Raw genomic sequence first — 24,262 nt, 5'->3', positions numbered from 1 at the left:
GGGCACGAACAAGAGTGATTTCTTCATCTTCACCTCTAGGGATCAAGCCCGGCCGGCCGCCGGCGTGAGCAGGAGCGCGTAGGCAGGCGCAGCAGTATTTCCACCGGTCTTGCACTTGGTCCATGTCTCCCCGGAATACGGCACGACGATCCGAGAGGGCGCCTCAAACACGACTTCAAACGAGACATATAGCCCCGCTCATCGGTGAACCCGCTGGCGATCACGCGGTTGGTGTTGACATCAACCACGCGCACAGAAATTCCGGCGACGCCTTCCGCCGGATCGACCGTGCGGTTGCCATTCTCGTCGTAGGCGATGACCACTTCGGCGGTCGGACGCGCGGCGGACGGCGTTCCGCTTGGCTGGCGTGTGGCGGCGCCCACCAGTTCGATCGCGCGGCGGGTTGAGGCTCAGTGTGTGTCGGTTCGCTCGTGACGGGAGCGGCGGGACGATCGTGCGTGCATCTCATCGAAAGACTCTAATCGTGTCCAGCCCGATCACGTAGCCTTCTGCTGGCGTTGTTCTTCTGCCCAACTCCCAGTTCGAGGCGATGCGTCCCACTGCCGATGTAGTACACATCGGTCACAGGGAAGCGGAGTTCGTCCGCGTAGGCATCGATGGTGTCCAGCACTGCGCCATCAACGACGATCTCGAACCTGCCCATGTTCTGCGCCGCGACGTAACGCACGCGCAGCCCTTCACCCTCAAACATGAAAGTGGCAGTATCGTATGCGCCTTCGGTGCGGTGATACTGTCCCCGGCTGGCGAACTGCGACAGACGCGGCGTCCACGGCGGGGAATAGCGGATCGTCGGATAGTCCGGACTGAAGCTGTACCAGCCGAAGAACGGCGGCGCGGTGTCGGTCCCATCCGGGAGCGGCTCGATCGGGTTGGGCGGCGCGGGCAGCAGGATCGTCCCCGGCGGAAACGGTGTTAGTGTGGGCGGAACGTACACTCCTGGCAGCACAACCGCGATCTCCAACACACGCTCGCTCAATGTTGGTAGCAGCGTGGGGACAGGCGTGTCTGTCGGAGCAATGGTCGCCGTCGCTGTCGCCGTAAGCGTCGGAGGCAAAGTCGGTGTTACTGTTTCCGTCGGGGTAAGCGACGGCAGCACCATCAGCGTGGGGATTTGAATGTCATTCGCGCTGGGTTGAGCGCGGATCAGGAAAAAGGCGGTCGCCCACGCCGTCAGGCAGAGCGCCGCCAGCACGGGCAGCACCAGTCGTCGCATATCGTCACCCGGCTTCGTTTACGCTGGCTTCAGCGTGTCAAAGTGGGGTGACGCGATGACTGGAAGATTCCAGTCAAAGCTGGAATCGTACAGTTGAGAGAAAAAGAAGGATAAGTTCAGTCGGGAAAACCGGCGAAACCTTCGGCGTTTGCGCGGTTGATGAGGTGTTCGTTCGTCGATGCGCCGAAGCGGCTGCGCAGCTTTTCGGTGATCCAATACACGCGCCGCCGTCTTGTCCGCATCTGGGTAGCAATCTCGGTAGCGGTCGATCCGCGTGCCAGCAGGCGCAGCACCATGCGCTCTTCATCATTCAACTTCCAGATTTGCTGCTTGGTCTGGAGCGCGAGGAGATATTCCGAGTTCGCCGTTGGCGAGAGATAGGGACGATCGCGCAGTACCGTCTCAATTGCGCTCAGGAGGCACGCGCCGAGGTCATCTTCTTTTGACAAATAGCCACGCACGCCAAGATACAGCAGGTCATGAATGACGAGTCCCATGTTCGTCGATCCCATCACAATAATCCGTGCGTAGGGAGCGACTTGGATCAATCTGCCGATTAAGGCGAGCGTGTCGATGAGGGGATCGAACGGCTCGCCCAGCAAGATGACAGCGGGTTGGTGCCGCCGAGAGATCGCGCACAAATCGTCCGCATTTTCCGCTTTGATTGTCTGTGTGTCGGCGCGTGCCTTGAGCAGGGTCTCCGCGCCGACGACAGTCAAACTGCTGCTGTCCGCGATCAAGATTTGGGTGGTCATGTCCTGCCTCATCCTCACAATAGTACGTCTCAGCGTATCATATTGTCGGGCTGTGAGCGTGAGACATCGTGACATTTCGAGGTCAAAAATGGACATTCGCATGGCACAATTTCCCACGCTTACGCCTGATCATCCTCGTCTTCCATGTCCAGCAGTTTCTTTTGGTGCGCGATGTCAATAAGTTGAGCATTGCTGTGCGCGTCATACACCTCGCGCAGCATTTGCAGCGTCCGGTAGATCGTCTTGCTTGCCAACCCTAAGTGAGAAGAAATCTCCTTCACCTGAAATCCATCAGCGGTGAGCTGAAGCACATCAACGTCACGCTGTTGGAGTTCATCGGGCAGCGGGCGCTGCACATCGAGCAGGCGCGAAATCCTAGGCGATACAGAGGACCCGCCATCGGCGATCATGGGAATAGCGCTGAGAAGTCCCCGCTCCGAATCATCATCCTTGTGCAGCATGCCACGTACACCGTGTTCCCGAAGCAATCGCAGCAGGGTGGCTGTTGGACGCTGCGCAATCATCAGCACCGCGAGATTTGCCTGCCGTGTGCGCAGTTTTTTCACTTCTTGGGCGAGGTTCGTTGACCGCGGGAGCGAGTAATCAATGATGATCACCTGCGCACGCCGCTGGTCGAGAAATTCATAAGCTTCGCGAAAGGTCGCGTAAACGGCAGCGACTTCGATAGGAATGTCCGATTTCATCACCACCTGCTGAATGCCGTTGCGAATCAGTGCATTGGTGGAGACAACTACCACTGTGATGGGGCGCATGAACTATGTTTCTCCTTGTCTCTATGGCTTCCCTCAGTTAGCCGATAGGTTAAGAACGCATGAGCTAAACACGAATGCTCATTGTATTACAGAAATCCAACGGATGTGGGTCATGTCTTGGCATTTTTCGGTTAGAACACTTACCAAGCGTAAGCAGTTCCATGTTGAGGGAGGATGATGGGAATCTGTGACATTTGCATGTCAAAAATTCTCACGATGTCAAAACGAGCCATGCCAATGTGCAATTTGTGCCGAAAAAAGGTCGTAAAGTGTCGAGCTAATTGTGGCGGTTTCTAGGAAGCTGTTGACACATTGAGTCATCAGGAGCGCCAATCATGAATCGAGACACACCCTATGCGGCGCGGATTGCCATCCGGTTACCGCAGTCGATCTACGACAAATTGGAGCAGTGGGCGGAGGAAGAAGATCGTCCGCTTGCCAATCTCGTTTATCCGCTGGTCAAGCAGGCGGTGACCGAGCGTGACCGCACCTCCAACAGGTTCAAGCACAGGAGATGAAGTGATGCAGATGATCCGACTCTGAAGGTAGACTTGCGTGAACGAGCGGAAAAGCGCCTTGGCAAACCGCTCGCATCCAGTCCGAATGCGTCGCTGTGGCGCTGCCCGGTTTGTCCGCCGGAAGCCCATTCGCTGCTGCTGGTCGCGGCGGATCAGCACCGGTGCATGGGACGCCGCGCCTGCGATGGCGGCATCAACGAGTGGATGAATGCGGAAGACACCGAAGTCGAACCGATTGCTGTTGGAGCGACCGCATGAGCCAGACACCCGTGATGCTGGCTATGCCAGAACCGCCCGAACCAGAAAACATCGTCAAGCGACTGTTCAAGATTGCCGAAATTCTGTCGCGCACACCAACCAGACAAAACGACGACTGTTTCGATGACAAAAATGGCTTCAAAATCGAGACGATCTGGAAATCGGGTATCTTGATAGCAGCGACCATCTGCTGAGTATGTAGTGGAGAAAGATCAAAATGGCGAACGATCGGCGCAAAAAAGGGACTCCCCTTCCGCCCCAACCGGGTTGGGCGGTGTATTTGCGCACCAGCAGCGATGAGAATCAAAAGCCCGAGCTATCCCGAGCGCGACAGCGGTTTATGATCGAAGAGAATGTATTGAAACGCTCGGAAATGCCCATGTTTGATGAATACGCCGATGTGTTGACCGGCAGCACACCAAATCGACCTGAATATCAGCGTCTATTGAACGATGCACGTGCGGGCAAGTTCTCGCACGTCATCGTTGAGCGCGCCGACCGCTTCGGGCGTAATGACACGGAGGCGATGCGTGCCATTGATGAACTGAATGAATCGGGATTGCAGTCCGCTTTGCCAACATGCCCGATATTGACCCGATGCATATGGATCAGCGCGTGTTGGTGACGATGACGTTCACGCTGGCACGCCGCGAGTCTGCCCTGCTCGGCGTACGTGTCAAAGGTGGATTGCAGGCGAAACGGAAATCAGGTGGTTTCGCTAATCTTGCACCTGATGGCTACATCAATATGTCGGGCAAGACCGAACTTGACAAGAAGAAGGAACTAGGACGCATTGACCACTGGATCGAACTCGATCCCGAACGCGCACCCATCTGGCGCTATGCGTGGGAGCTTTTGCTCGAAGATCGCCTCACCTTACCCGAAATCGCGGAAGCTCTGCACGCACGCGGCTATCGCTATCGCAAAGGTCGCCCCTTTGTGGAGGTTACAGCCACAGGGAAACGCAAGGCGAACATCAATACCTTGTCCAATGTTTTCCATAATTGGGCATATGCGGGTTGGGTGGTCAGCGAATGCAGCGGGATCGCGCCCAAAACGCTGCGCGGCACTTGGGAACCGCTGATCAGCACCGAAGAATTTGAACGCGGACTGGCGATTCTTGAGCGGCGTAACAGCCACCGAACAGTACGCCGGAAACAAGAATATCTTCTCTCAGGGCTGATTTATTACCGGGATGGGCAGGCAGCCCAAGTTCGTCGATTGACCGGTTCAACCTCCAATGCCGGACGTTCAGGGGGTGGAACACCCTACTATCGCATTTCGGAGGCAGGCGGAGCCAGCTTTCTCTGCGTGGAGATTGACGAGTTGGTTGCCCAGGAACTGACCCGATACAAGTTGATCCGGCAATGCTACCCCTCATTCGTGCGGCATATACGCATGACCTGAATACGAAGATTGGCAGCACTCGTCCTGACGAACGCACTCGCCTTGAGGCAGTGCTCAAGAACATCGATGAGGAAGAAAGCCGAACTGCGCGACTGTTTGCCTCTGGTAAGATTTCAGAAGAGATATGGGACAGCTTATGGGCTGACTGGCAAGATCGTCGCAATCAGGTGCGGCGCACGCTTGACACACTATCGCTCAACCATCAAGTGCATATCGATAATCTGGAAATGGCACTCCAAATTATCGCGCGCATCGGAGAGTTGTATAATGGCTTGGAGCGTGGAGACCAAAAAGAACTTCTGCGCCAAGTTGTGCATCGGGTCGTTGTGAATGATGCAGGAAATGTGTCACTGGAATTGAGAACCCCTTTTGCCTATTTACGTGAACTGACGGATGAAATTCGTACGGTCAGCGAACGTCGAAAAGGGGAAAACACGGAAACAAAAAACGGCGGGGATATTCCCGCCGTTTCACCCGGAGCTAAGTTCGACTCTGCTCCAATCCTGCTGGGGGACTTGGATTCGAACCAAGATACACGGCTCCAAAGGCCGTTGTCCTGCCATTGGACGATCCCCCAATCTGGCGGGAATTATAGCAGAAAGGGTGTCGTGACAAGTCCCGATGCTAGGGTCGTCCGGTGATCGCGGACGCCGATGGCGCCGCTCAATCGGCACAACGAACAGAATGCCGTGGTTGGGATCGGTCAAGTCGCCGAGGACGGCGCTGGTCGCGGCGATCAACGGGTCGACCAGTGGATCGTCGACCAGCGAGAGCAGCATATGATTGCGGGCTTCCATGTTGTCGAGAATGGCCGCCATCGCCGCCGCCATTGACGAGACCATGCGCGGCAGTTCAACATCACCATGGCGCAGCTCCTGTTGTAATGCGTGGAGCCCATGCGCGCGGAGAATGGTCACTCCCGGCGCGCCCGCCTCCTGCCACGCCAGCGCGACATCAAGGCCATCTTCAACCTGCGCGGTGATCAGCACGACCAGCTTCATGAGTCTGCTCCCCCTTAAATATCGCGCGCACGAGCGGCGGCGTGATGAGTGTTGAGACGAGGATCACGAGAAACAGTGACGCGAACAGCGGATCATCGGTGCCAAACACGCCCACGCCGATCCCCAACGAGGCGATGATCAGGCCGACCTCGCCGCGTGAGATCATACACACGCCGAGTCTGAGCGCATCCCCGTTAGCAAAGCCGCCGAGCCGCCCGCCGAGGCCGCACCCCGATTTTCGAGGCGACGGCGACCACCAACAGCAGCAGCGCCAGCGGCAGTGCTGAGAGCGGGAAGGCGCTCAGGTCGGTTTGCAGGCCGACATCCACAAAGAAGATTGGCACGAGGAACGTGTAGGCAATGCCGCTCAGCGCCGTTTCGATATCATGGCGCACGCGCTCTTTCGCGCGGCTGAAGCCTACACCCGCAAGAAATGCCCCAGTGATCGCCGCCATGCCGCCAAGTTCTTCCGCTGACCAGCCGAACAGCAGCAGCGCGATCAGCGCGAAGGCCGGAATGCCGTAGGACTGCGCCAGTGATGGTCGTGTTGACAGCCAGTTGATCACCTTGGGGGAGGATAAACCACGCCAGCAGGAACGCGCCGACGAGGTAGAGCGCCATCGTCACGATGATCGAGAGCAGCGAACCGAAATCCACGCTGGCGGCACTGCTGTCCGTCTCGGTGATGGCGACGGTCAGCGAAACGAGCAGGATTGCGACAATATCATCGATGAGCGCCGTGGCCAGCAGCGCGTTACCCACCTTTGTGCGCAGTACGCCCAATTCCAGCAGCACCTGTGCGGAGATGCTCACCGAGGTCGCGGCCAGCGTCACCCCGGCGAACAGCGCGGGCTGCCATGTGTATTGAAACAGCAGCACAAGCGGTAAGGTGAGCAGCACGGGCGCGAAGGCTCCGGCGAAGCCCGCGATCACGCCGACGCGCCCGACCTTCATCAGTTCGCCCATGTTAACTTCGAGGCCGACGATGAACATCAACAGGAGAACACCGAGTTCGGCGAACAGCTTGATCGTTTCTTGCAGTTCCACGCCGTGGAAGACCGACTGATGCAGCACATCGAGTAGCGTGGGGCCGAGGATCACGCCGATGATCAGTTCGCCGAGTACGCGCGGCTGATGGAAGCGGCGCGCGATGGTCCCGCCGATGCGCGATGCGGCGACGATCAGGCCAATGGCTAAAAAATAAGGCGACTGCCGGGTTGTGTTCCATCGCGCCTCCTTGGAGTGCGAAAAATCATACTAGAAGAGAGATTGGGGCGGCGCAAGGGAAATCGGCTGCGAGGGGTAAGGTTAGATCGGGGGGCCGAGGGAATACCGGCGCCGGCCCTGTTCAGGAGGTGCCTCGCCCTGGACACGCCGCAAAATCCCAAAACCGACCTGTCCCTGTACCCCCTGGGCCGCTACGGATTCCCGTCCCGGTTCGGGTCGGGGAAGGCGTTGCCGAACGTCCCCGGCACCTGCGTCGGGAGCGGAGTCGGCGGCGGGAGCGGCACACGGGCGTCGACGGGCAGCGCTTCGATGTAGGCCTGCGTTTGCAGCGCGATCAACGCGATCCAGCCGGTGTAGCCGCCCACTTCGATCTTCACCCACGGGCTGTACGGGCTGCGTGCCAGCAGATTGACCACCGTGCCATCAGGCAGCGTGACCACCAGCGGGAAACTGATCTCCGGCCCTTGGCGCAGCGCCGCCCCCGCCGGAGCCGAGACCTGCGCCCGCGTGCCGAGATCGCCGTAGCGCTGGGGGGGCAGCGGCGTTTCCGAATAGACTGACGAAATCGCCCCGAGGTTGCGCGCCAGCAGTTCGCCCAGCATCCAGCCGGTTTCGCCGGATTCAGGGCGGACGTGATACCACGTGCCTTCCGGGTTTCGACCGAGCACGCCATGACCTGTCCGGCGGGCACCTGCATGATCAAGCCCGCGTATTGATCCGGTGATGAGCGCAAATTGACCGCACCCTGCGTCATGACGAAGCCGGGCTGCGGCAAAATCACGGGGCGGTCGAACAGCGCGACGGGTAAATTCGTCAGCACAGAGGGATCGAGGGGGAAGGCGTCGCTGGGCACATCGCCGGGCGCATACGGATTCACGCCGTCACGCGTCACGCTGACTTCCTGCCCCATGTACAGCGTGCGTTCGGTGCCAAACGTGAGCAAGCTGTGCTGGCCGGACAGCGCAATGAAGCGCGTGCGCGTCGGCTCCGTGACCGTCATCACCGTACCGTTCAGCAGCATCGACACGCCGTTGACCACAATGCGCGCCGCCGAACCAATCTGGCTTTGCAGCACGAGCGTGCTGAGCGGCGCGGTGCCGCAGCCGTTCTCGTTGACGGTGGTTTCGAGCTGCAGTGAGGTCCACGCCGGGAAATCCGGTGGAGAGGCATCGCGCAGCGACACGTCGCCGAGCATGAGCATCGTGTAGTTGAGCGCCCCAGTCGAGCGCACCCACGCGACGCCGTTGGTGCTGCCATCGGCGGCGAGCGGCGCAGTGCGGATGAAATCGACCGCCCCCGATTCGACCAGCGCGCCAATCGGACCGAGCGCATTGCTCACCGGGCCGACGGGTTCGACCACGGGCGCGGAACCGCCGTTACAGATATAGCCGCCCGGGCGGTTGATACACGCATTGCTGGCCGCCGTCCACACCGCGAGCATGTCACAGGTTGCCGGAGCTGGCGGTAGGTCTTGCGCGAAAAGGCGGGTGGCGAGGAGCAACAACACGAGACTAGGGAGCAGGATTTTTCGCATCTTCAACGAATTTCGGGATTTTCCGGTAAGATTGTCTCAATTCTACCATTGATTGAGGTTTGTTCTGTGCCTTTGTCCGTCGATCCCCCCATCCGCCTGCTGATACATTATCAAACTCTCTACCCTGACCAGTCGCCCCAGTGGATTGTCGCCACCGGGACGGGTGATGTGGGTGGCCGCGAAGCCGGGGGAGGATGAGCGCTACACGGTCTACGATGTGGAAACGGAGACGGAAGCGACCTTCAGTCGCCAGAGCGCCAAGAGCAAGCGCACGGTGCTCAATCGACCGCTGCCGCGGTGGGCGCGCTACGCCGCCGGGGTGATTCTGCTGCTGGACGATGCGCCGGGAGTCGATGCGGTGATTTGTGGCGATGAAGCCGCCGGGGTGCGCTATGAGCACTCGCTCGGCGTGGCGTTCACCGCGCTGATGTGGGAGATGCTCGGCCTGTCTTATGACGAACGCGTGCTGGTCGATTTCACCGAGCGCGTCCGCCGGGAGTACGTCGAAACGAGTTAAAACCGCAGAGAAATAACGAAAATTAACCACAGAGAACACGGAGAACACAGAGGAAAATATCAAATCAACAACGAGATAGACACGCATCGGCTCTACAGAAAACACTGATCATTCTCTGCGGTCTTTGCGCTCTCTGCGGTTAACTTTATCTTTTTGCTCTGTGTTCTCTGTGTTCTCTGTGGTTCAGTCTCTTTTCTTTGTACTCTTTGCGGTAGGTTGCATTACCAGCCCAGCGACTTGACCGCTTTTTCGACCGATTCGGTCGCGCTGACGCCCAACTGTTCGTCGATGACGACGCCGTGTTCATCAATCACCCAGTGCGAGCGGACGACGCCCATGTACTTCTTGCCGTACATCGACTTTTCGCCCCACGCGCCCCACGCTTCTAACACCTGATGATCGGTGTCGCAGAGCAGGTTGTACTGCAAACCTTCTTTGACCGCCCACTTTTTCTGATCTTTCGGCGCGTCCGGGCTGATGCCGAGCACGACCACGCCGTTCGCTTCCATCTTCGGGAACTGATCGCGGAAGCCGCAGGCCTGCGTTGTGCAGCCGCTCGTGCCTGCCTTGGGGTAGGCGAACAGCACGACTTTCTTACCGCGGAAGTCGCTCAGACGCACGGTGTTCCCATCCTGATTCGGCAGCGCGAAATCCGGCGCGGTCTCACCAATGGTCGGCATTGCTGTTCTCTCCTGTTACGCAGGCCATCCGGTCACATCGGCGCGTAATGCTGGTAACGCTGTTCTGTGTCTTGGTGGTTGTAGGTGAGACTCCTGGAATCCCCTGCTTGCTCCCTCCCTCCCCCCCTTGCCCTCGCCCTGTACGCAGCAACGGGTGTTGACAAAGTGTCGATTCTGAAATGACTTCTGCCTCGTCCCCTCTAGCGCCGTGTATTGTCACGGACACACAGAAGCATGTCGCTGCCAGCGCTGGCTAAACTAATCCCCGGTCGGCGCGATGGTCTTCGAGACCGACTCCAGCGCCTTGCGGACGCTCGTCCCCGGCAGCACATTGATCTGCTGGTCGATGAGCACGCCGTTTTCGTCGATCACCCAGTACGAGCGGTTGATCATCGGGACTTTGACCAGCCCGAAGACCGGAATGCCCCACGCGCCCCACTGTTCGACCATCACATGCTTGGGATCAGAGAGCAGGTCATAGGGCAGATTCTTACTTGTCTGCCACTCTTTGAGCGTGGCTTGCCAGTCGCAGCTCAAACCGAGCACGACGGCATTATTGGTGCGAAACTCTTCCATATCATCGCGGAAACCGCAGGCCTGCGCGTTGCAGCCCGTCGTGTTGGCTTTGGGGAAGGCGAAGATCACCACTTTCTTGCCACGAAAATCGCTCAGGTGAACGATTTGTCCGTCTTGATTCGGGAGCGCGAAGTCCGGCGCTTTTTCGCCAATGGTCAGCATAGGGTACCTTTGTTACGATAGTACAACTCTGAAGTGAGGTATAGCTCGCTTAAATAAGAAGCGCTATAGAAATGACTGATGCCCGCATGATTCGGCGAAAAACTCTCATCCCCCTTTTACCCTTGGCCGCGCTGCTGGTGATCTATGTGACCTCGTTGCAGACGATCCCTAATGGGTCGGAACACTACTTTATGATGGATGTCGGGGAAACGCAGATCGTCCTCAATACCTGGGGCACGCTGCACGCGACCGGATATCCGCTGTATGTCATGTCCGGCAACCTGACCGTCGCCGTGCTGCGCCTGATCGGCGTGAGTGCCGCCACCGCGCCTGCGGTCGTCTCGCTGATCTGGCTGCTGGCGGCGCTGGGGCTGATCTACGCGCTCATGCGGCACCTCACCGGGCGTACGGGGATCGCCGCGCTGGTCGCCGCCGGTCTACGGGCTGACGCGCACGGTCTGGATTCACGCGGTGATTCCTGAGGTCTACAGCTTCACGCTGTTTCTCATGGCGCTGCTGCTGATCATCGCCCTGTGGCGCGGTGCGGTGCGCTGGCGGGTGTTGTGGTTGGCATCGATTGGAGGTATCGGCATTGGCCAGCACCGCGCAGTCGCCATGTTCATCCCCGGTCTGGTCTATGCCGCGTGGAGCGATGTGCGGCTCAGGCTGCGCCGCCCGCGCATGCTGATCGCCGCCGCGCTGCTCGGTCTGGCGGGGCTGCTGCCCTATGCCTACCTCTATCTGCGGGCACAGGCAGGCGGCGCATGGGTCTACGGCGACCCGGGGACGCTCGCCGGCCTCTGGGATCAGTTCACGGGCAAGGAAGGCGTCACGCTTCATCGGCTCGATCACCTCGTTCGACGGGCTGATCGCCAATTTCAACCTCGTCAACGGTGTGCTGATCACCGACCTGTCGCTCCCCGGGGTGCTGCTCGGCCTCGCCGGCCTGGTGATCGGTGTGCGCCGCCACGGAAACACGCCGCGCCGCGCTCACGCTGATGCTGGTCGGCGGGGTGTGCTACGGCTTCCATGTGGTCGCCTATACCGATGTGCTCTCCGCGCTGATTCTCCCCGTCACGCTGGCGCTGGCCTTTGGGTGGCTGTGTCTCGTCGATCACAAAGCCGACTATGCCGCCATTCTGCAGAGCAGCCGACTGTTCACGCTGTCCGATGTGTTCTACAACCAGCCGATCTCGTGGTGGCAGGAGCGCATCGGCCAGCCGATTTACCTGAGCGCCGCCGCGCCGTATCTGGTGGAGATTGCCACGCGTCCGCGGCTCGGTCTGGTCGACGCGCAGGCCGAGATCGACGGCGTGATCGCGCTCGATTACTTCCTTGTGTGCCACGACGGCGCTTATTCGCTGGCGGTCAACTGGTACACGCCGACCGTGCCTGAGCGCGACCTGAGCGTGTTCGTCCATGCGCTCGATCTCGCCGGGAACCTGATCACCGCCGATCAAAACGCGCCCGTCTATGGCTGGCGACCGCTCACCACGTGGACGCCACGCGAAATCGTCTCCGATCACTACCCGCTGCCGCGCGTCGGCGGCTTGCAAGAAGTCCGCTTCGGTCTGTATGAACAGTTGCCAAGCGGGGAGTTTCGCAATACGGTTGAGTATGTGATCACCGATATCCCAGAGTGTTTGCCGTGAGTGATTCGAAGCAGATCATTGTAGGGACGAGGCATGCCACGTCCTTTGCCTCAACGACCGACCCCCCCCGCCCCTCCCCAAGTCAGGGGGGGCCGCGTCTGATCATCTCCCCGCTTGTGGAGGTTAGGGGTGACGGGTATTTGCTTATTGATTCTCGCCCTCCTGCTCGGCGCGTGTACCGGGCAGAATGCCGCGACCACGGCAGGCACGCCCATCGTCGAATACAAGCTGCTGGCGACGCTCTACCTCTCGCCGACGCCCGACGATGCCGAACGCGAAGCGACGCGCCTCGCGGTGCGCTCAGTGCCAGCCACGACCATCCCGACAGCGACGCCCGCGCCGACCGTGTACGTCGGCGTGTTCCTCGGCGAGAACGACACGGTGGTCGATCCGGTCGTTGACCCGGCGCGCTATCAAGGCACGCTCACGGCGGGCAATCTGCCGACGCCGCTCCCGGTCAACTGCCTGTACCCGATCGACGCGGTCTTTGGCACGGTGTGGATGACCAACGAGTCGGCGCGGGCGGCGCTCGGCTGTCCCGGCGAACCTGCGACACCCTATGTCGGCACGGTGCAGTTCTTCGAGCGGGGCGTAATGTACTGGCTGCCGACGGGGGAAATCTGGACAGTCGCGCCCGGTGGAGCGCTCGGCGGGGTGTACTGGTATGTGCCGATTGCGCCGCCCGATCAAGGCTGGCAGGCGCAAGCGCCGGACGGTCTGCGCGTGCCAGAGTTCAGCTTTGGGGCGCTGTGGCGCGCGGACGAGCAGATTCGGCAGACGCTCGGCTATGCGCGCGCGGACGAAAGCTCGGTGTCGATCACCGTGCAGCGCTTTGACGGCGGCGCGCTGATCTTCGATCAGACCTCGGCGCAGGTGTTCACGCTCGTCGGTCGCGACGACGGCACTGCCTACGGGCCGTATTAGAGAGAAGACTCAACGCAAAGACGCGAAGGCGCAAAGGGCCGCAAAGGGCGGAGAAAAGCTCGTCGCAGGGCGGGTCCTACACAGGAACTTCTTCGTCGGGGACGCGATTTATCGCGTCCGCAAAACCGCTGCGCTAAGTTAGGTCACGCACTGCGCCAGCAGTGTGGGGAGCTGATCGCGCAGTTCGAGGCGCTGTGTAGGATTGTAGAGCGTTGTGAACACCCAGTGATTCTGCTCGGGGGGCGCGCCGCGATCCGTGTAGTACAGGTCGAAGCTGTCGCGAATCAGCTTGTGATACGCTTCCGCCTCGTAAAACGGCGCGGTGAACGCCAGCAGCTTTGAGCCGACGATAATCCGCGTCCCTTCGTCCTGCGCGACCGCCCACACGCCGATCACCGTGAGCGTTTTGTAACCGAAATAGCCCGCCGGACGATGCCAGATCAGCCCGCCGACCCACGGCGTCGGCTGCTTGCCGGTGAAGGCTTTCGCCCCCCAGCTCAAATTGGGCGAGAAACGTTTCGCCCGCAGCAGATCAAGCGCATCAAGCGCGTTCAACCCGTCGAGGATGCGCGCGAGTTCGTCCAACTGCGCTCGCCCGCGATCTCGGGAATCTGTTCGAGGATGGTCTTCTTGCGTAGTCGTTTCATGACTCAAGTATACCGCGGTAGGAGCGGCTGGGAAAGGGGTAGTAGCGTATTCGCGCGCCAGCGACACGCGGCTGGGCTGTTGTCCCAGCATCACTTTGACGGGTGCTCAGACGCGCGTTCCGCTGCACGACGGAGGCACGCGGTCCAAAGATCCGGACCGTTCCTCTTCCGCCACCCAGGATGCCGGGGGCTGGGGTGGCGCTCAAGCGGGCCTGAAGAGCCGGAGGGCTAGGGACGCCGGCGTTCTGTGAAATGCCGACATAAAGACCAGTTCGACGTTCATGGCACTTGGGAGCTTCGTCGGGTCTTTTTCGCTCAGGTAAGCGATCGGCTTCCATCGACGGTGATGTTGCCGTCGCCGCTTCGCGCTGCGGCGTACCGACCGACGTATGTACTTCCAAGACCCGGTGCGCAGCACACGCAGCGCACAAGGGCTCTCTAATTTGACGTGTTCTTAACGTGAATGTTTACATTCCGGTGTCTGCCGCTTTGGCCTTCGCCGCCTTACATCTTTGCGTTAGGTATTTTCTTTTCGTTACAATTGTTTTCGGAGGGAAACACCATGCAAATTCAAGCCGCAGTCCTGTATACGCCCAATACCCCGTTCATTCTCGAAACGCTCACGCTCGACGACCCGCGCGCGGGCGAAGTCCGCGTGAAGATCGCCGCGTGCGGCGTGTGTCACAGCGATTACCATCTCGTCACCGGGACGACCCGCCATCCGCTGCCCGTCGTCTGCGGACATGAAGGCGCGGGCGTGGTCGAAGCGGTCGGGGAGGGTGTCACGCGCATTCAGCCGGGCGATCACGTCATTCTCAACTGGGCTCCAGCGTGTGGCGACTGCTGGTACTGCCGCCACGATAAGCCGAATCTGTGCGCGACCTTCACCGATCCCATTTGGGCGGGCGTCATGCTCGACGGCACGACCCGCTTGCATCTGCCCAATGGCGATCCGGTCTATGCCTACTGCGGCCTTGCCTCGTTCGCCGATCATGTCGTCGTGCCGGAGCAGAGCTGCATCCCGATTCGCCGCGACGTCCCGCTGACTGCCGCCTCGCTGGTCGGGTGCGCGGTGGCGACGGGCGTCGGCGCGGCCTTCTACACGGCGAACGTGCGCCCCGGCGACAGCGTGGTCGTGATCGGGTGCGGCGGCGTCGGCTTGAACGTGCTGCAAGGCGCGGCGATCTGCGGCGCGAGCACGATCATCGCCGTGGACACCAATCCGGCGAAAATGCGCATCGCCGATGAATTCGGCGCGACGCATGCGCTGCTCTCGAATGACAACACCATCGCGGAGATTCGCGCGCTCACGGGTGGGCGCGGCGCGGATCATGCGTTTGAGGCGGTCGGCCTGCCCAAGCTGCAAGAGATGGCGCTGGCGGCGGCGCGTCCCGGCGGCAACGTGATTCTCGCGGGTTTGTCGCCGATGGGCTCAGCGACCAACCTGCCCGGTTCGATCATCACGCGCGAGGAAAAGTCGGTCAAAGGCAGCTACTATGGCTCGGTCGATTCGCAGCGCGATTTCCCGCTGCTGGTGGATTTATACGCGGCGGGCAAGCTCAAGCTGGATGAACTGGTCACGCAGGAATATCGCCTTGAGGAGATCAACGAGGCGTTCGAGACGATGATGACGGGCAGCGTCGCCCGCGGGGTGATTGTGTTCTAGTGCAACGTAAGTTACGCCTCATGCTGATATTGATAGTGGCACTGCTAACGCTCTGCGGCGCTGGCGCGTTCATCTGGGTACCGAGTTTGCAAGCATGTGATCGTCAGCACAGCGATTTCACACGCTTTGCCAGCGTACAAGAGGTGAATAGCTATTTGTCCAGAGTCTTCCCTTAGAAAGCACAACGGCGCAGGACGTGGTTCAGTTTGTGGCAGAAGCTCAAATAACCCACTGCTGGTTGCTGAGTGCCAACAAACAACCACTACAAAGCATTCAAGCCGATGACAGTCTGCGCTGTACTGTGGACGCACCAGCACCGAGCAGCGCTCACGATACGTGGATTGAACAACTTGAATATGCGATAGCTTGCCGTTGGGAATACCTGATTTCGTTCGAGCTTGTAAACGCGCGGTTGACGGCGATCAACGTCGGTATGGGCGATCTGTGCTGGTAAACGTGAGGCGGGAGAGTCCCGCCTCTTTTATTGCTCCGGTGGGACGAGCGGCAGCAGCGCGGCGATCAAAGCTGGAATATCGTCTTGGGTGACATCCCAGATCATGTTCAACTTAATCCGGTGAAACTCGTGAATGACCACCGTACGCATTCCCACTATCGTGCGCCATTCGATCTCGGGATGATCAATCCGCATGTCGTTTGATACCCGCCGGGATGCTTCGCCAATCACCTGTAAACAACGAATCACCGCGTCTTGGCGGAGGCGGTTCTGCATGAATTGATCGCGGGTAATGCCAGTCAAATAGCTCTGAATTCGCCCTGCAGCATCCAGCATGTGAGCGAGAAGTTCTTCATCGGGCATAGATAACCTGCATTGTCTTCAAGAGCTGTTCAAAGTGTTTACGCCTTGCATAGTTTTTGACCGTGTTCGCGCTGTCCATCGCTACGCGCCGTCCCAAAATCGCGCCAAGCTCATCTTCCATGTCGAAGAACCCGTGAAAGTAACCGGGCGTCTCGTAGCCGGGTAAAAGTGTGTACATCACATCGGTGATCAAGCCTTCGCCTTCGCGCTCGTGCGTGTCGAAGATCGCGAGGTCCTGAATCCCCCATTTGTCGGCAAAGGCCGCGAGTTTTTGCTGATCGATCTGGATATTGAGCGCCATCGGCTTGCACTTTCACTCACACGAACAGGTTGATTATACTGCCGAAATAAAAAGGACGAGGTCGTATAGCCTCGTCCCTACACCTACAGCACTTCTTCCTCGGCTGGCTTTTTCCGCCGCAGACTCAAGCGCGGCAGGCGACGTTTCGCCTTGCCTTCGACGACATCTGGCGTGCCGCGTTCAAAGCGCGCGCGGATCTTCGCCCACGTCTCCGGCGTGAACAGCTTGTCGGCGTTGTCGGTGACGCGCTTATGCAGCCCGGTGATCGCCTGCTCTACATCGCCGCTCCCCGACCAGTTATCCCGCAGCACCTGCTTATCGACGTTGCCAATCCCGCTGATCCACATGAGCACGAGCGCCAGCGCGCCCGCGTCTTCCGCCAGGCCGATCACGCCGAGAATCGCCTCCGGCACGAGATCCACCGGGCTGATCACATAGGCCGCCGCCAGCAAAAGCTGCGCTTTCAGCAGAAACGGCACGCGCTTATCCCGCGCCAAGCGCACGACGAGCATTAGCATGTCGGGGACGAGCAGCACAATCTGCGCGACCTGATCATCCGCGCCGCGACTCACCCACTCACGGATGCGGTCACGCCACTGGTCGTACCAATCCGGCGCGCGCCCGTGAATCTCCGCTTCTTTCAGCGGTTCAATCCCCATACCGGGATCAGCCGGGACGGTTGCATTCTCAGTCATGGCCTGTGTTCCTCAAGGACGAGCATGCCTCGCCCCTACTCTTCTTGGCGCAGGTCTTCGCGCTTTGGGTTGAGTCTTTTCCTCACATTCTGAATACGCCGAATCGGGTCGGTGGGTTGCGCTGATTCATGCACGCGCTCAGGGCGAGGCCGAGCACGCGCCGGGTTTGCGCGGGGTCGAGGATGCCATCATCCCACAAGCGGGCGGTCGAGTAGTACGGGCTACCTTCGGTTTCGTACTTTTCGAGAATCGGCGCTTTGAACTCGGCCTGCTGCTCCGGCGTCAGGTCGGGTTTGCCTTCGCGCGCCAGTTGATCGCGCTTGACCGTCAGCAGCACATTCGCCGCCTGTTCGCCGCCCATCACGCTGATGCGGCTGTTCGGCCACATCCACAGGAAGCGCGGCTGGTAGGCGCGCCCGCACATGCCGTAATTGCCCGCGCCAAAGCTCCCGCCGACGATCACGGTCAGCTTAGGGACAGCGGCGTTGGCGACGGCGTGCACCATCTTTGCGCCATCTTTGGCGATGCCGCCGCTCTCGTACGCCTTGCCGACCATAAACCCGGTGATGTTCTGCAAGAACAGCAGGGGGATGTTCCGCGCGGTACACAGTTCGATGAAGTGCGCGCCTTTGAGCGCCGATTCGCTGAACAGCACGCCGTTGTTGGCGATGATGCCAACCGGAAAGCCTTCCAGCCGCGCAAAGCCCGTGACGAGCGTCGTGCCGTAGTTGGCTTTGAACTCGCGGAAGCGGCTGCCATCGACCAGCCGCGCGATGAGCTCGCGGGCATCGTAGGTCTCGCGGAAAGTGGTCGGGAGGATGCCGTATAGCTCGGCGGGGTCGTAGAGCGGTTCTTCCGGCGCGGTCACATCCACATCGAACGTCTTCTGGCGGTTGAGCGTCGCCGCGATGCCGCGCACAATCTCCAGCGCATGATCGTCGTCCTCGGCGTAGTGATCCGCTACGCCAGAGACGTGCGTGTGCACGTACGCGCCGCCCAGTTCTTCGGCGGTCACGTCTTCGCCCGTCGCCGCTTTGACCAGCGGCGGCCCACCGAGGAAGATCGTCCCGGTGCCCTTGACGATTACCGTCTCGTCGGACATGGCGGGGACATACGCGCCGCCCGCCGTGCAGCTCCCCATCACCGCGCTGATCTGCGGGATGCCTGCCGCGCTCATCGTCGCCTGATTGTAGAAGATGCGCCCGAAGTCGTCGGAGTCGGGGAAAACTTCATCCTGCATCGGCAAAAACGCGCCGCCGCTGTCCACCAAGTAGATGCAGGGCAGGTTGTTCTCCAGCGCGATCTGCTGGGCGCGCAGGTGCTTCTTGACCGTCAGCGGGTAGTACGTGCCGCCTTTGACGGTCGCATCATTGGCGACGATCACGCACTCGACGCCGCTCACCCGCCCGATCCCCGTGACGACGCCCGCCGCGGGTGCATCCCCGCCGTATAATTCCCACGCGGCGAGCGGCGCGATCTCCAGAAACGGCGAGCCGGGGTCGATCAGGCGGTCGATGCGGTCGCGCACAAACAGCTTGCCTTGCTCGCGGTGGCGCTGCTGATACTTTGCGCCGCCGCCCTGCCGTACCAGCGCGAGCCGTGCGCGCAGCTCGTCGACCAGCGCGCGCTGCTGCTCGGCGTTGCGCTGAAACTGCGCATCGTTCGGGTTGATGTGGGTTTCAAGAATTTCCATGCAAGAAGCCTTTTTAGCGGTTAGCCGTTAGCGATTAGCTTTTAGCAACAACTCAACACATTTATCCATATTGTAACGTAGACCGGGGATGATGGAGGATCACGGCACGCACGCTTTTAGCAAACGGCTAATCGCTAACGCGCTCTTTTTGAGCCAGACTTAACATCGCGCGGCTTTTAGGGTATGATTTGCCGGGTTTTGCCCATCTCACCGGGAGTCCTTACGTATGAACAAAAACAGTTCCAGAAGAGCCAGCATCATTCTGGGTGTATTCATGTTTGTCGTCCTGATTGCCGGGACGATCATCCCCCTGATCACCCGCAACCAGACCACGACCACGCAGACCGTTGATCCCACCACCGTGCCGACGCCGACGTATCCCCCCGTGATTGCGGACTACAGCGGCATCAGCTTCGACAAGGTCTATCTGCACCCGACTGGCATGTACACGATCCCCGAACCGACAGGTTGGCAGGTCAGCGCGCCGACGAGCAATGCGGGTATCGCGCAGGTCAACATGATCAACCAAACGCAGTTGAGCGTGATCGACGCCTATGTGCAGGATGCCGAAGGGCCGATCAGCCCCGAAGATTTAGATGCCCGGTTTACCGCCGAAACTATTCTCGCGACGTGGTCGAATTTCCGCGACCCGATTGAGACGAATCGCTCCTTTGAAAATGACATTCTGACCATCGATTTCCGCGTGGGGCTGGCCAACGGTCAAACCTACGTCGCGCGCCAGAACGTGTGGACGGACGGCGAGTGGATTTACGTGGTGCGTGTGGTTGTGCCGGAAAACGCGACCGAAACGCTGCGCTTCCTGCTCACTAACCTGACCGGGAAGATCACGCCGTTTAAGCAGTTCGCAGCGGAACCGTTCAACTGGAACGCGTACTATGACAATGTGACGAGCGCCATCATCCGCTACCCGCAAGCGTGGACCGTCACCGACAGCGCGCCGGGTCGCCCGGCCAGCATCACCGGCACGAACGGCGAAGCGCTGCGCGTGGAAGCCCGCGCGGGTCAGTCGGTGGCCGATGAAGCGGCTGCCAGCGCGTGGTTGGAAGCGGAACGCCCCGGCGCGACCGTGTTGAGCGTCGCGCCGGTCACCCGTGGTGACGTTTCCGGTTTCTCGGTGGCGTATACTTATAACGATGTCGAAGGCGCGGCCTTTAGCGGCCTCGCCGTGCTGCTCAATGGCGCGAACGCATTGTACATCGCCAACCTGCATTTCTCCGGCGCGGATGTTGACCTGAACACGGTTGCGCTGCCGTCGGCGGAACCGACTGCCGAAGCAACCGAGCTGCCCGGTCTGCTGGCTGAAGACACCGCCGCCGCCGACCAGAATCAGACGCTGGCGCAGGTGATGGCCTCGTTCCAGATTCTGCCTGCGCTCGACCTCTCGGCGAGCTCACTGCCGGAAGCCACGCCGACCGCCATCCCGACGATTGCGCCGACGGTCGAAACGACTGCCGAAGCCACCGCCGAAGCAACGGACGCCGCCCCGGTCGAAACCACGCCGGAAGCCACCGCCAGCAGCTAAGTAGTTTTCCAAACCAACCCCTTTTTGCGATTAAAGAAGGGGTTGGTTTTTCTCATGCGTTTCAGACACCATACCCCTCTTACAATTCAAATAGATTGAGATGTTCGCGGTTGCTCGTCAGGAGAGGTTGTGGCCAGATACTTCCCTGGTTTGAATGGACTGCGTGTCTACGCAGCTTTCAGTGTGATTGGTTTTCATGCCGGTCCCGGCCTACTCAAGCCGTTCTTGCTGGATGGGCGGGATGCGGTAACACTGTTTTTTGTCCTCTCTGGCTTTCTGATTACCTACATCTTGCTCAATGAGCAAGGCAGCACCGGGACGATCAATCTTCGGCGCTTCTATTGGCGTCGGACGCTGCGCATTTTCCCGGTGTATTACGTCGGTTACTTATTCGGAACGGTGCTCGTTCCTTTGGCGTTCGGTCATTCGACGTTCCCGCCGATAGCTCTGTTTGGCCTTGCCACCTTCACCACCAATCTGTTCCCATTTGAACTGGGTTTTGGCGCGATGTGGCATTACTGGTCTCTCGGGGTTGAAGAACAATTCTATCTCTTTTGGTCGCCGCTTCTCAAGCGGTTCAATGTGATTCCAGTCATAATCGGCGTGTTTGTGGTTAAGCTGGCCCTGTTTTTTCTGGTGACTGATCCCCATGGGCAGGTAGTTCTCGACAACACACGCTTCGAGTGTATGGCGATTGGCGGATTGGCAGCGTGGATGGTCTACACACGGCATTCGGCACTCCAGTTGATCTATAGCCGCGTTTTTCAGTGGACGGCGGTGGCGATCATCGGTCTATTCGCGGTCGTCGATCAATCCATTGCTGGGTGGGTGTTTTCTGTTCCTGCAGCTATCCTGATCGTGAACGTAGCGACTAACCCGAAAGCCCTACTGGTCCGCGTCCTTGAATGGCGACCGCTGCGTACTCTCGGCGATTGGACGTACAGCGCTTATATCTACCACTATCCGCTGCAGTTCGCGCTGAAGTCGGTTGTTCCCAGCGCCTATATGCTGCCTGTGCTGGCGATCAGCGCGTTTGCATTCGCGGGATTGTCTTACCGCTGGTTTGAGAAACCGCTGCTCGGGCTGAAGGACTACAGCCCGAAACCCCCTATTCTGCCGCGCGTGGATGCGCCTTGAAGAACTCCCAGATCACCTGCGTCGCGTCGATGTCAAAGGTCGTCGTGCCGAGGTCGAGCCCGAGCGCATGACCGGGGTAGTTGTGCCCGCCATAGTACACGCCGTAGAACATCACATCGGCGCCATTCGCGCAGTCGGTGGCGGTTTGCAGCAGCACGCGCGCCCCATCATCAGGATCGACATCTTCAAGCATATCAATGCCGCTCGCTGTCGCGCATTCGTTCTGGCGCGTCCAGTAGAGCAGGCTGTTGGCCGCCGACATGTAACCTAAGCCCTGACGCGGCATCCCATAGAAGGGCACGACGTTATCGGCTGTACCCTGAATGATCAGTACAGGCATGTGTTCGCCCTCCGTGCAGTACGGCGCGACGTATTCGGGCATGCTTGACGCGACCGAAGCAATCGCCGCCAAACGATCTGGCATCTGGCAGGCGAGACGGAACGAAAGCATGCCGCCCATTGAGAAGCCCGTCGCGTAAATGCGCTGCTGGTCGATGTTGAGTTTGTCCGACATGAAGTTGATCGACGCATTGATGAACCCGGCGTCGTTGACGTCGGTGATGCGCGCGTCGCCGAGGCGGCCATCATTCCACACATTGTTCAGCCCGTCGGGATAAATTACGACGAAGTTTTCGGCTTCGGCCAATTCACTCCACCCCGACCACGACTGGATCTCGTTGCCGCTGCCGCCTGCGCCATGCATTACGACGACCAGCGGCACCGCCGCCGACGAAGTGACATACGCTTCGGGGATATACACGCTGAGCGTGCGTGGGATGCCGTCGATGCCGAGCTGGACGGTGTAATCGCCGGGGCCAGGGTCGAGCAGGGCGTTGGGGGCAGCGCCGTCGCCTCCGGCGTGACTTCGTTGGTAGCCTCGAGTGTGACCTCAGTGGTCGGTTCGAGGGAGTCGCCTCTTGCGCGGAGATCGGCGCATGCAGCAACGCCGAGAGCGGGAACAGCAAGAACATCAGTATCCCAACGAAACGCACGACTGCCGGTAGGCGCACCATAATCCACTCTCCTGTTTTCTGAGAAGTTTTACCCACAGTTGCGGAGATTAGTTCATTTTCGGCGGGGATAGGTCTTGGATTTACTGTGGCGGGCGGTAGCGCGGACTGACCAGGTGTGCAGTTGAAAATTCGACTGCTGCAAATAGGTGAAAGCGGGTGGCATAGCGCGATGATCGAAGCCCTGCACCGTGCTTCCGGCGCACGCGTAATACTCGGTGTGCCCTTCCAGCCGGGCATAGAAATACCGTGGCTTCGTCGTCGGCAGCGTTAGCCGCCATTCGCGGCATTCGTCCGCGCTGCGTTCGACAGCCGCCGTATCCGGCAGACGCGCGTCGAGAAGCGGCTGTCCCTGAGTGGCGAGGTGGATGTGTCGGGTTGTGACGCTGATCGCCGCGTAGTAGTACGGCGTGTGAAACATCTTGCCGTTCGATGAAGGCGAACATACGGCTGGAGTTGAACGCATGGACAAGTATCCCCTTTGCGTCATCCAGCAGCAGCGAGAGTGACAATTCGCGAAAACGCACGCCCATGTAGGTCGTTTCGACCGCGCTCAACACGACGGTTACGGGATCGGCGGTCTGTGCGCCGAGGTCAAAGTGCGGCGCCCACACGGCGCGGTCGGCTGTGCCGATGAGCGTGACTTCCAGAACAGGTTCGACGATGGTCACGTACTCAATCGGTTGGGTCATGGTGTGCTCCTATGATCGCTGAGGGTGAGGTTACGCCACGGCGGCGGCTAGCGCCGCCGCATGATCGTCGACATTTGCGGAGAGGGCAGCCACACCGTGAACGTCGAGCCTTGTCCTTCGCCGGGGCTCGTCACGCTGATTCTGCCGCCGTGCGCCTGAATGATCTCTTGCACAATCGCCAGACCTAAGCCCGTGCCCCGCTGCGGCCCACGCGCCTTATCCACTTGATAGAAGCGCTCGAAGATGCGCGGGAGCTCGCTCGCGGCGATGCCCAGCCCGGTATCCGTGACGACCAGTTCGACGCCGCCGTTGCGCACCTGCGTGCATACATTCACTTTGCCGCCCGACGGCGTGTACTTGATCGCATTGCTGATCAGATTAGTCACCACCTGCACCAGTCGATCCCCATCCCCGGCGATCACGGGCATGGATGGCGCGTTGACGGTCAGCGCGACCTGTTTTTCGCGCGCCATGATGGCGAGGCGCTGTCCCACCGCCGCGGTCAGATCACCCATATCGATGGGGGTGGTTTGCATGGAGAGCCGCCCCGCCTGTAAGCGCGCCAGATCGGTCAATTCGATGACCATGCGGTTGAGGCGTCCCGCTTCTTCGTGGATGATGCGCGCCGCCGGGATCGGATCGCCGACGCCGTCCATGATGGCCTGCGAGAAGCCCTGAATCGACGTGAGCGGTGTCTTGAGGTCGTGCGACACGTTGGCGAGGAAATCCTGCTGTGAGCGCTGCTCGGCCTGAATCTTCTCGCTCATCTGGTTGAAAGCATCCGCGACCGCCTTGACTTCCTCCGGCCCGGCCATCGGCACGCGCCGATCATAGTGCCCCTGC

At 59.9% G+C, this 24,262-nt stretch carries 33 protein-coding genes and 1 tRNA gene; 15 read left to right on the top strand and 19 right to left on the bottom strand.

Features of this window, described 5'->3' with window-relative positions; translation table 11 throughout:
- Positions 1-478: 478 nt before the first annotated feature.
- From IPK17_RS14065 to IPK17_RS14055, 3 genes are all read right to left on the bottom strand, one after another.
- Entirely contained in the window at positions 479-1,234 is a 756-nt protein-coding gene (locus tag IPK17_RS14065; protein WP_343418326.1) for a hypothetical protein, read from the bottom strand.
- 116 nt (positions 1,235-1,350) lie between these two features.
- Positions 1,351-1,989 (bottom strand): hypothetical protein, encoded by a 639-nt coding sequence (locus tag IPK17_RS14060; protein ID WP_343418325.1) that lies wholly within the window; start codon positions 1,987-1,989, stop codon positions 1,351-1,353.
- A 119-nt stretch (positions 1,990-2,108) separates the two neighbouring features.
- Positions 2,109-2,762: a response regulator gene (locus tag IPK17_RS14055; protein ID WP_343418324.1), complete on the bottom strand. Its 654-nt coding sequence runs from the start codon at positions 2,760-2,762 to the stop codon at positions 2,109-2,111.
- A 335-nt stretch (positions 2,763-3,097) separates the two neighbouring features.
- Between IPK17_RS14055 and IPK17_RS14050 the strand changes: the two genes are divergently transcribed.
- Genes IPK17_RS14050 through IPK17_RS14030 form a run of 5 tightly spaced genes read left to right on the top strand, consistent with a single transcriptional unit; the run spans position 3,098 to position 4,945 of the window.
- Complete coding sequence (locus IPK17_RS14050; protein ID WP_343418323.1) at positions 3,098-3,280, top strand: ribbon-helix-helix domain-containing protein; 183 nt, start codon at positions 3,098-3,100, stop codon at positions 3,278-3,280.
- Between the two features lie 33 nt (positions 3,281-3,313).
- Positions 3,314-3,538, top strand: a complete 225-nt coding sequence (locus IPK17_RS14045) for a hypothetical protein (protein ID WP_343418322.1) — start codon at positions 3,314-3,316, stop codon at positions 3,536-3,538.
- On the top strand, positions 3,535-3,732 hold the full coding sequence (locus IPK17_RS14040) for a hypothetical protein (RefSeq protein ID WP_343418321.1): 198 nt from the start codon (positions 3,535-3,537) through the stop codon (positions 3,730-3,732). The genes IPK17_RS14045 and IPK17_RS14040 overlap by 4 nt, the downstream gene beginning before the upstream one ends.
- Before the next feature lie 23 nt (positions 3,733-3,755).
- Positions 3,756-4,163: a recombinase family protein gene (locus tag IPK17_RS14035; RefSeq protein ID WP_343418320.1), complete on the top strand. Its 408-nt coding sequence runs from the start codon at positions 3,756-3,758 to the stop codon at positions 4,161-4,163.
- Positions 4,118-4,945 (top strand): recombinase family protein, encoded by an 828-nt coding sequence (locus IPK17_RS14030; protein WP_343418319.1) that lies wholly within the window; start codon positions 4,118-4,120, stop codon positions 4,943-4,945. The genes IPK17_RS14035 and IPK17_RS14030 overlap by 46 nt, the downstream gene beginning before the upstream one ends.
- A gap of 506 nt (positions 4,946-5,451) precedes the next feature.
- On the opposite strand, the gene IPK17_RS14025 is transcribed toward IPK17_RS14030, so the two are convergent.
- A tRNA-Gln gene (locus IPK17_RS14025) sits at positions 5,452-5,522 on the bottom strand.
- Between the two features lie 76 nt (positions 5,523-5,598).
- Between IPK17_RS14025 and IPK17_RS14020 the strand changes: the two genes are divergently transcribed.
- Positions 5,599-5,778, top strand: a complete 180-nt coding sequence (locus IPK17_RS14020) for a hypothetical protein (protein WP_343418318.1) — start codon at positions 5,599-5,601, stop codon at positions 5,776-5,778.
- Between the two features lie 133 nt (positions 5,779-5,911).
- Here the strand turns inward: IPK17_RS14020 and IPK17_RS14015 are convergent, their stop codons facing one another.
- The 5 genes from IPK17_RS14015 to IPK17_RS13995 all read right to left on the bottom strand — a co-directional run bounded on the left by IPK17_RS14015 (position 5,912) and on the right by IPK17_RS13995 (position 8,614).
- Complete coding sequence (locus IPK17_RS14015) at positions 5,912-6,112, bottom strand: hypothetical protein (protein WP_343418317.1); 201 nt, start codon at positions 6,110-6,112, stop codon at positions 5,912-5,914.
- A gap of 28 nt (positions 6,113-6,140) precedes the next feature.
- Entirely contained in the window at positions 6,141-6,401 is a 261-nt protein-coding gene (locus IPK17_RS14010) for a cation:proton antiporter domain-containing protein (RefSeq protein WP_343418316.1), read from the bottom strand.
- A complete protein-coding gene (locus IPK17_RS14005; RefSeq protein ID WP_502748766.1) occupies positions 6,331-7,110 on the bottom strand; it encodes a cation:proton antiporter in 780 nt (259 codons plus the stop codon). Before IPK17_RS14005 ends, IPK17_RS14010 begins: the two co-directional genes overlap by 71 nt.
- Positions 7,111-7,364: 254 nt before the next feature.
- Positions 7,365-7,613, bottom strand: a complete 249-nt coding sequence (locus IPK17_RS14000; protein WP_343418315.1) for an SH3 domain-containing protein — start codon at positions 7,611-7,613, stop codon at positions 7,365-7,367.
- Entirely contained in the window at positions 7,547-8,614 is a 1,068-nt protein-coding gene (locus IPK17_RS13995) for a hypothetical protein (protein WP_343418314.1), read from the bottom strand. Before IPK17_RS13995 ends, IPK17_RS14000 begins: the two co-directional genes overlap by 67 nt.
- A 265-nt stretch (positions 8,615-8,879) precedes the next feature.
- Between IPK17_RS13995 and IPK17_RS13990 the strand changes: the two genes are divergently transcribed.
- Positions 8,880-9,224 (top strand): hypothetical protein, encoded by a 345-nt coding sequence (locus IPK17_RS13990; protein ID WP_343418313.1) that lies wholly within the window; start codon positions 8,880-8,882, stop codon positions 9,222-9,224.
- 221 nt (positions 9,225-9,445) lie between these two features.
- Here the strand turns inward: IPK17_RS13990 and bcp are convergent, their stop codons facing one another.
- Entirely contained in the window at positions 9,446-9,904 is a 459-nt protein-coding gene (gene bcp / locus IPK17_RS13985) for a thioredoxin-dependent thiol peroxidase (RefSeq protein ID WP_343417904.1), read from the bottom strand.
- A 258-nt stretch (positions 9,905-10,162) separates the two neighbouring features.
- Positions 10,163-10,642 carry a peroxiredoxin gene (locus IPK17_RS13980; RefSeq protein WP_343418312.1) on the bottom strand — a complete coding sequence of 160 codons (480 nt, stop codon included), beginning with the start codon at positions 10,640-10,642 and terminating at the stop codon, positions 10,163-10,165.
- A 71-nt stretch (positions 10,643-10,713) separates the two neighbouring features.
- Between IPK17_RS13980 and IPK17_RS13975 the strand changes: the two genes are divergently transcribed.
- The 4 genes from IPK17_RS13975 to IPK17_RS13960 all read left to right on the top strand — a co-directional run bounded on the left by IPK17_RS13975 (position 10,714) and on the right by IPK17_RS13960 (position 13,218).
- On the top strand, positions 10,714-11,124 hold the full coding sequence (locus IPK17_RS13975; RefSeq protein ID WP_343418311.1) for a hypothetical protein: 411 nt from the start codon (positions 10,714-10,716) through the stop codon (positions 11,122-11,124).
- Positions 11,114-11,641, top strand: a complete 528-nt coding sequence (locus IPK17_RS13970; protein ID WP_343418310.1) for a hypothetical protein — start codon at positions 11,114-11,116, stop codon at positions 11,639-11,641. Before IPK17_RS13975 ends, IPK17_RS13970 begins: the two co-directional genes overlap by 11 nt.
- Complete coding sequence (locus IPK17_RS13965) at positions 11,599-12,294, top strand: hypothetical protein (RefSeq protein WP_343418309.1); 696 nt, start codon at positions 11,599-11,601, stop codon at positions 12,292-12,294. Before IPK17_RS13970 ends, IPK17_RS13965 begins: the two co-directional genes overlap by 43 nt.
- A gap of 129 nt (positions 12,295-12,423) precedes the next feature.
- Positions 12,424-13,218, top strand: a complete 795-nt coding sequence (locus IPK17_RS13960) for an LGFP repeat-containing protein (protein WP_343418308.1) — start codon at positions 12,424-12,426, stop codon at positions 13,216-13,218.
- A 138-nt stretch (positions 13,219-13,356) separates the two neighbouring features.
- Here IPK17_RS13960 and IPK17_RS13955 read toward each other — a convergent pair whose 3' ends face one another.
- Positions 13,357-13,803 carry a hypothetical protein gene (locus IPK17_RS13955; protein WP_343418307.1) on the bottom strand — a complete coding sequence of 149 codons (447 nt, stop codon included), beginning with the start codon at positions 13,801-13,803 and terminating at the stop codon, positions 13,357-13,359.
- A gap of 624 nt (positions 13,804-14,427) precedes the next feature.
- Here IPK17_RS13955 and IPK17_RS13950 point away from each other — a divergent pair.
- Both IPK17_RS13950 and IPK17_RS13945 read left to right on the top strand, forming a co-directional pair.
- On the top strand, positions 14,428-15,531 hold the full coding sequence (locus IPK17_RS13950) for a Zn-dependent alcohol dehydrogenase (RefSeq protein WP_343418306.1): 1,104 nt from the start codon (positions 14,428-14,430) through the stop codon (positions 15,529-15,531).
- 196 nt (positions 15,532-15,727) lie between these two features.
- A complete protein-coding gene (locus IPK17_RS13945; RefSeq protein WP_343418305.1) occupies positions 15,728-15,985 on the top strand; it encodes a hypothetical protein in 258 nt (85 codons plus the stop codon).
- A 27-nt stretch (positions 15,986-16,012) separates the two neighbouring features.
- On the opposite strand, the gene IPK17_RS13940 is transcribed toward IPK17_RS13945, so the two are convergent.
- From IPK17_RS13940 to IPK17_RS13925, 4 genes are all read right to left on the bottom strand, one after another.
- Positions 16,013-16,348 (bottom strand): HepT-like ribonuclease domain-containing protein, encoded by a 336-nt coding sequence (locus IPK17_RS13940; RefSeq protein ID WP_343418304.1) that lies wholly within the window; start codon positions 16,346-16,348, stop codon positions 16,013-16,015.
- Complete coding sequence (locus IPK17_RS13935; RefSeq protein WP_343418303.1) at positions 16,338-16,649, bottom strand: hypothetical protein; 312 nt, start codon at positions 16,647-16,649, stop codon at positions 16,338-16,340. The genes IPK17_RS13940 and IPK17_RS13935 overlap by 11 nt, the downstream gene beginning before the upstream one ends.
- Before the next feature lie 83 nt (positions 16,650-16,732).
- Positions 16,733-17,344: a YkvA family protein gene (locus IPK17_RS13930; protein ID WP_343418302.1), complete on the bottom strand. Its 612-nt coding sequence runs from the start codon at positions 17,342-17,344 to the stop codon at positions 16,733-16,735.
- Positions 17,345-17,426: 82 nt separating this feature from the next.
- Complete coding sequence (locus tag IPK17_RS13925) at positions 17,427-19,037, bottom strand: carboxyl transferase domain-containing protein (RefSeq protein ID WP_343418301.1); 1,611 nt, start codon at positions 19,035-19,037, stop codon at positions 17,427-17,429.
- A gap of 226 nt (positions 19,038-19,263) precedes the next feature.
- Between IPK17_RS13925 and IPK17_RS13920 the strand changes: the two genes are divergently transcribed.
- Both IPK17_RS13920 and IPK17_RS13915 read left to right on the top strand, forming a co-directional pair.
- Positions 19,264-20,580, top strand: coding sequence for a hypothetical protein (locus IPK17_RS13920; protein ID WP_343418300.1), 1,317 nt, complete (start codon positions 19,264-19,266; stop codon positions 20,578-20,580).
- A gap of 129 nt (positions 20,581-20,709) precedes the next feature.
- On the top strand, positions 20,710-21,717 hold the full coding sequence (locus tag IPK17_RS13915) for an acyltransferase family protein (protein WP_343418299.1): 1,008 nt from the start codon (positions 20,710-20,712) through the stop codon (positions 21,715-21,717).
- Here the strand turns inward: IPK17_RS13915 and IPK17_RS13910 are convergent.
- The 3 genes from IPK17_RS13910 to IPK17_RS13900 all read right to left on the bottom strand — a co-directional run.
- Entirely contained in the window at positions 21,689-22,495 is an 807-nt protein-coding gene (locus IPK17_RS13910; protein ID WP_502748765.1) for a CE1 family esterase, read from the bottom strand. The two genes, IPK17_RS13915 and IPK17_RS13910, sit on opposite strands and share 29 nt — an antisense overlap.
- A gap of 315 nt (positions 22,496-22,810) precedes the next feature.
- Positions 22,811-23,419: a hypothetical protein gene (locus IPK17_RS13905; protein ID WP_343418297.1), complete on the bottom strand. Its 609-nt coding sequence runs from the start codon at positions 23,417-23,419 to the stop codon at positions 22,811-22,813.
- 47 nt (positions 23,420-23,466) lie between these two features.
- Positions 23,467-24,262, bottom strand: a 796-nt coding sequence (locus IPK17_RS13900; RefSeq protein WP_343418296.1) for a HAMP domain-containing sensor histidine kinase, incomplete at its 5' end; no start/stop codon positions are given.

The organism is Candidatus Flexifilum breve (genome assembly GCF_016713355.1).
This window is presented reverse-complemented; position numbering and strand designations above follow the sequence as displayed.

Bases quoted from the DNA above. Each gene is read 5' to 3' on its own strand.
- IPK17_RS13920 (WP_343418300.1), top strand. From the start codon at position 19,264: ATGAACAAAAACAGTTCCAGAAGAGCCAGCATCATTCTGGGTGTATTC.
- IPK17_RS14050 (WP_343418323.1), top strand. From the start codon at position 3,098: ATGAATCGAGACACACCCTATGCGGCGCGGATTGCCATCCGGTTACCG.
- IPK17_RS13935 (WP_343418303.1), bottom strand. From the start codon at position 16,649: ATGGCGCTCAATATCCAGATCGATCAGCAAAAACTCGCGGCCTTTGCC.
- bcp (WP_343417904.1), bottom strand. From the start codon at position 9,904: ATGCCGACCATTGGTGAGACCGCGCCGGATTTCGCGCTGCCGAATCAG.
- IPK17_RS13980 (WP_343418312.1), bottom strand. From the start codon at position 10,642: ATGCTGACCATTGGCGAAAAAGCGCCGGACTTCGCGCTCCCGAATCAA.
- IPK17_RS14055 (WP_343418324.1), bottom strand. From the start codon at position 2,762: ATGCGCCCCATCACAGTGGTAGTTGTCTCCACCAATGCACTGATTCGC.
- IPK17_RS13995 (WP_343418314.1), bottom strand. From the start codon at position 8,614: ATGCTCGCGGTGTGGACGGCGGCCAGCAATGCGTGTATCAACCGCCCG.
- IPK17_RS13975 (WP_343418311.1), top strand. From the start codon at position 10,714: ATGACTGATGCCCGCATGATTCGGCGAAAAACTCTCATCCCCCTTTTA.
- IPK17_RS13925 (WP_343418301.1), bottom strand. From the start codon at position 19,037: ATGGAAATTCTTGAAACCCACATCAACCCGAACGATGCGCAGTTTCAG.
- IPK17_RS14030 (WP_343418319.1), top strand. From the start codon at position 4,118: ATGCCCGATATTGACCCGATGCATATGGATCAGCGCGTGTTGGTGACG.
- IPK17_RS14035 (WP_343418320.1), top strand. From the start codon at position 3,756: ATGGCGAACGATCGGCGCAAAAAAGGGACTCCCCTTCCGCCCCAACCG.
- IPK17_RS14015 (WP_343418317.1), bottom strand. From the start codon at position 6,112: ATGATCTCACGCGGCGAGGTCGGCCTGATCATCGCCTCGTTGGGGATC.
- IPK17_RS13940 (WP_343418304.1), bottom strand. From the start codon at position 16,348: ATGCCCGATGAAGAACTTCTCGCTCACATGCTGGATGCTGCAGGGCGA.
- IPK17_RS14020 (WP_343418318.1), top strand. From the start codon at position 5,599: ATGGCGCCGCTCAATCGGCACAACGAACAGAATGCCGTGGTTGGGATC.
- IPK17_RS14060 (WP_343418325.1), bottom strand. From the start codon at position 1,989: ATGACCACCCAAATCTTGATCGCGGACAGCAGCAGTTTGACTGTCGTC.
- IPK17_RS13930 (WP_343418302.1), bottom strand. From the start codon at position 17,344: ATGACTGAGAATGCAACCGTCCCGGCTGATCCCGGTATGGGGATTGAA.
- IPK17_RS13905 (WP_343418297.1), bottom strand. From the start codon at position 23,419: ATGACCCAACCGATTGAGTACGTGACCATCGTCGAACCTGTTCTGGAA.
- IPK17_RS14065 (WP_343418326.1), bottom strand. From the start codon at position 1,234: ATGCGACGACTGGTGCTGCCCGTGCTGGCGGCGCTCTGCCTGACGGCG.
- IPK17_RS14010 (WP_343418316.1), bottom strand. From the start codon at position 6,401: ATGGCGGCGATCACTGGGGCATTTCTTGCGGGTGTAGGCTTCAGCCGC.
- IPK17_RS14040 (WP_343418321.1), top strand. From the start codon at position 3,535: ATGAGCCAGACACCCGTGATGCTGGCTATGCCAGAACCGCCCGAACCA.
- IPK17_RS13950 (WP_343418306.1), top strand. From the start codon at position 14,428: ATGCAAATTCAAGCCGCAGTCCTGTATACGCCCAATACCCCGTTCATT.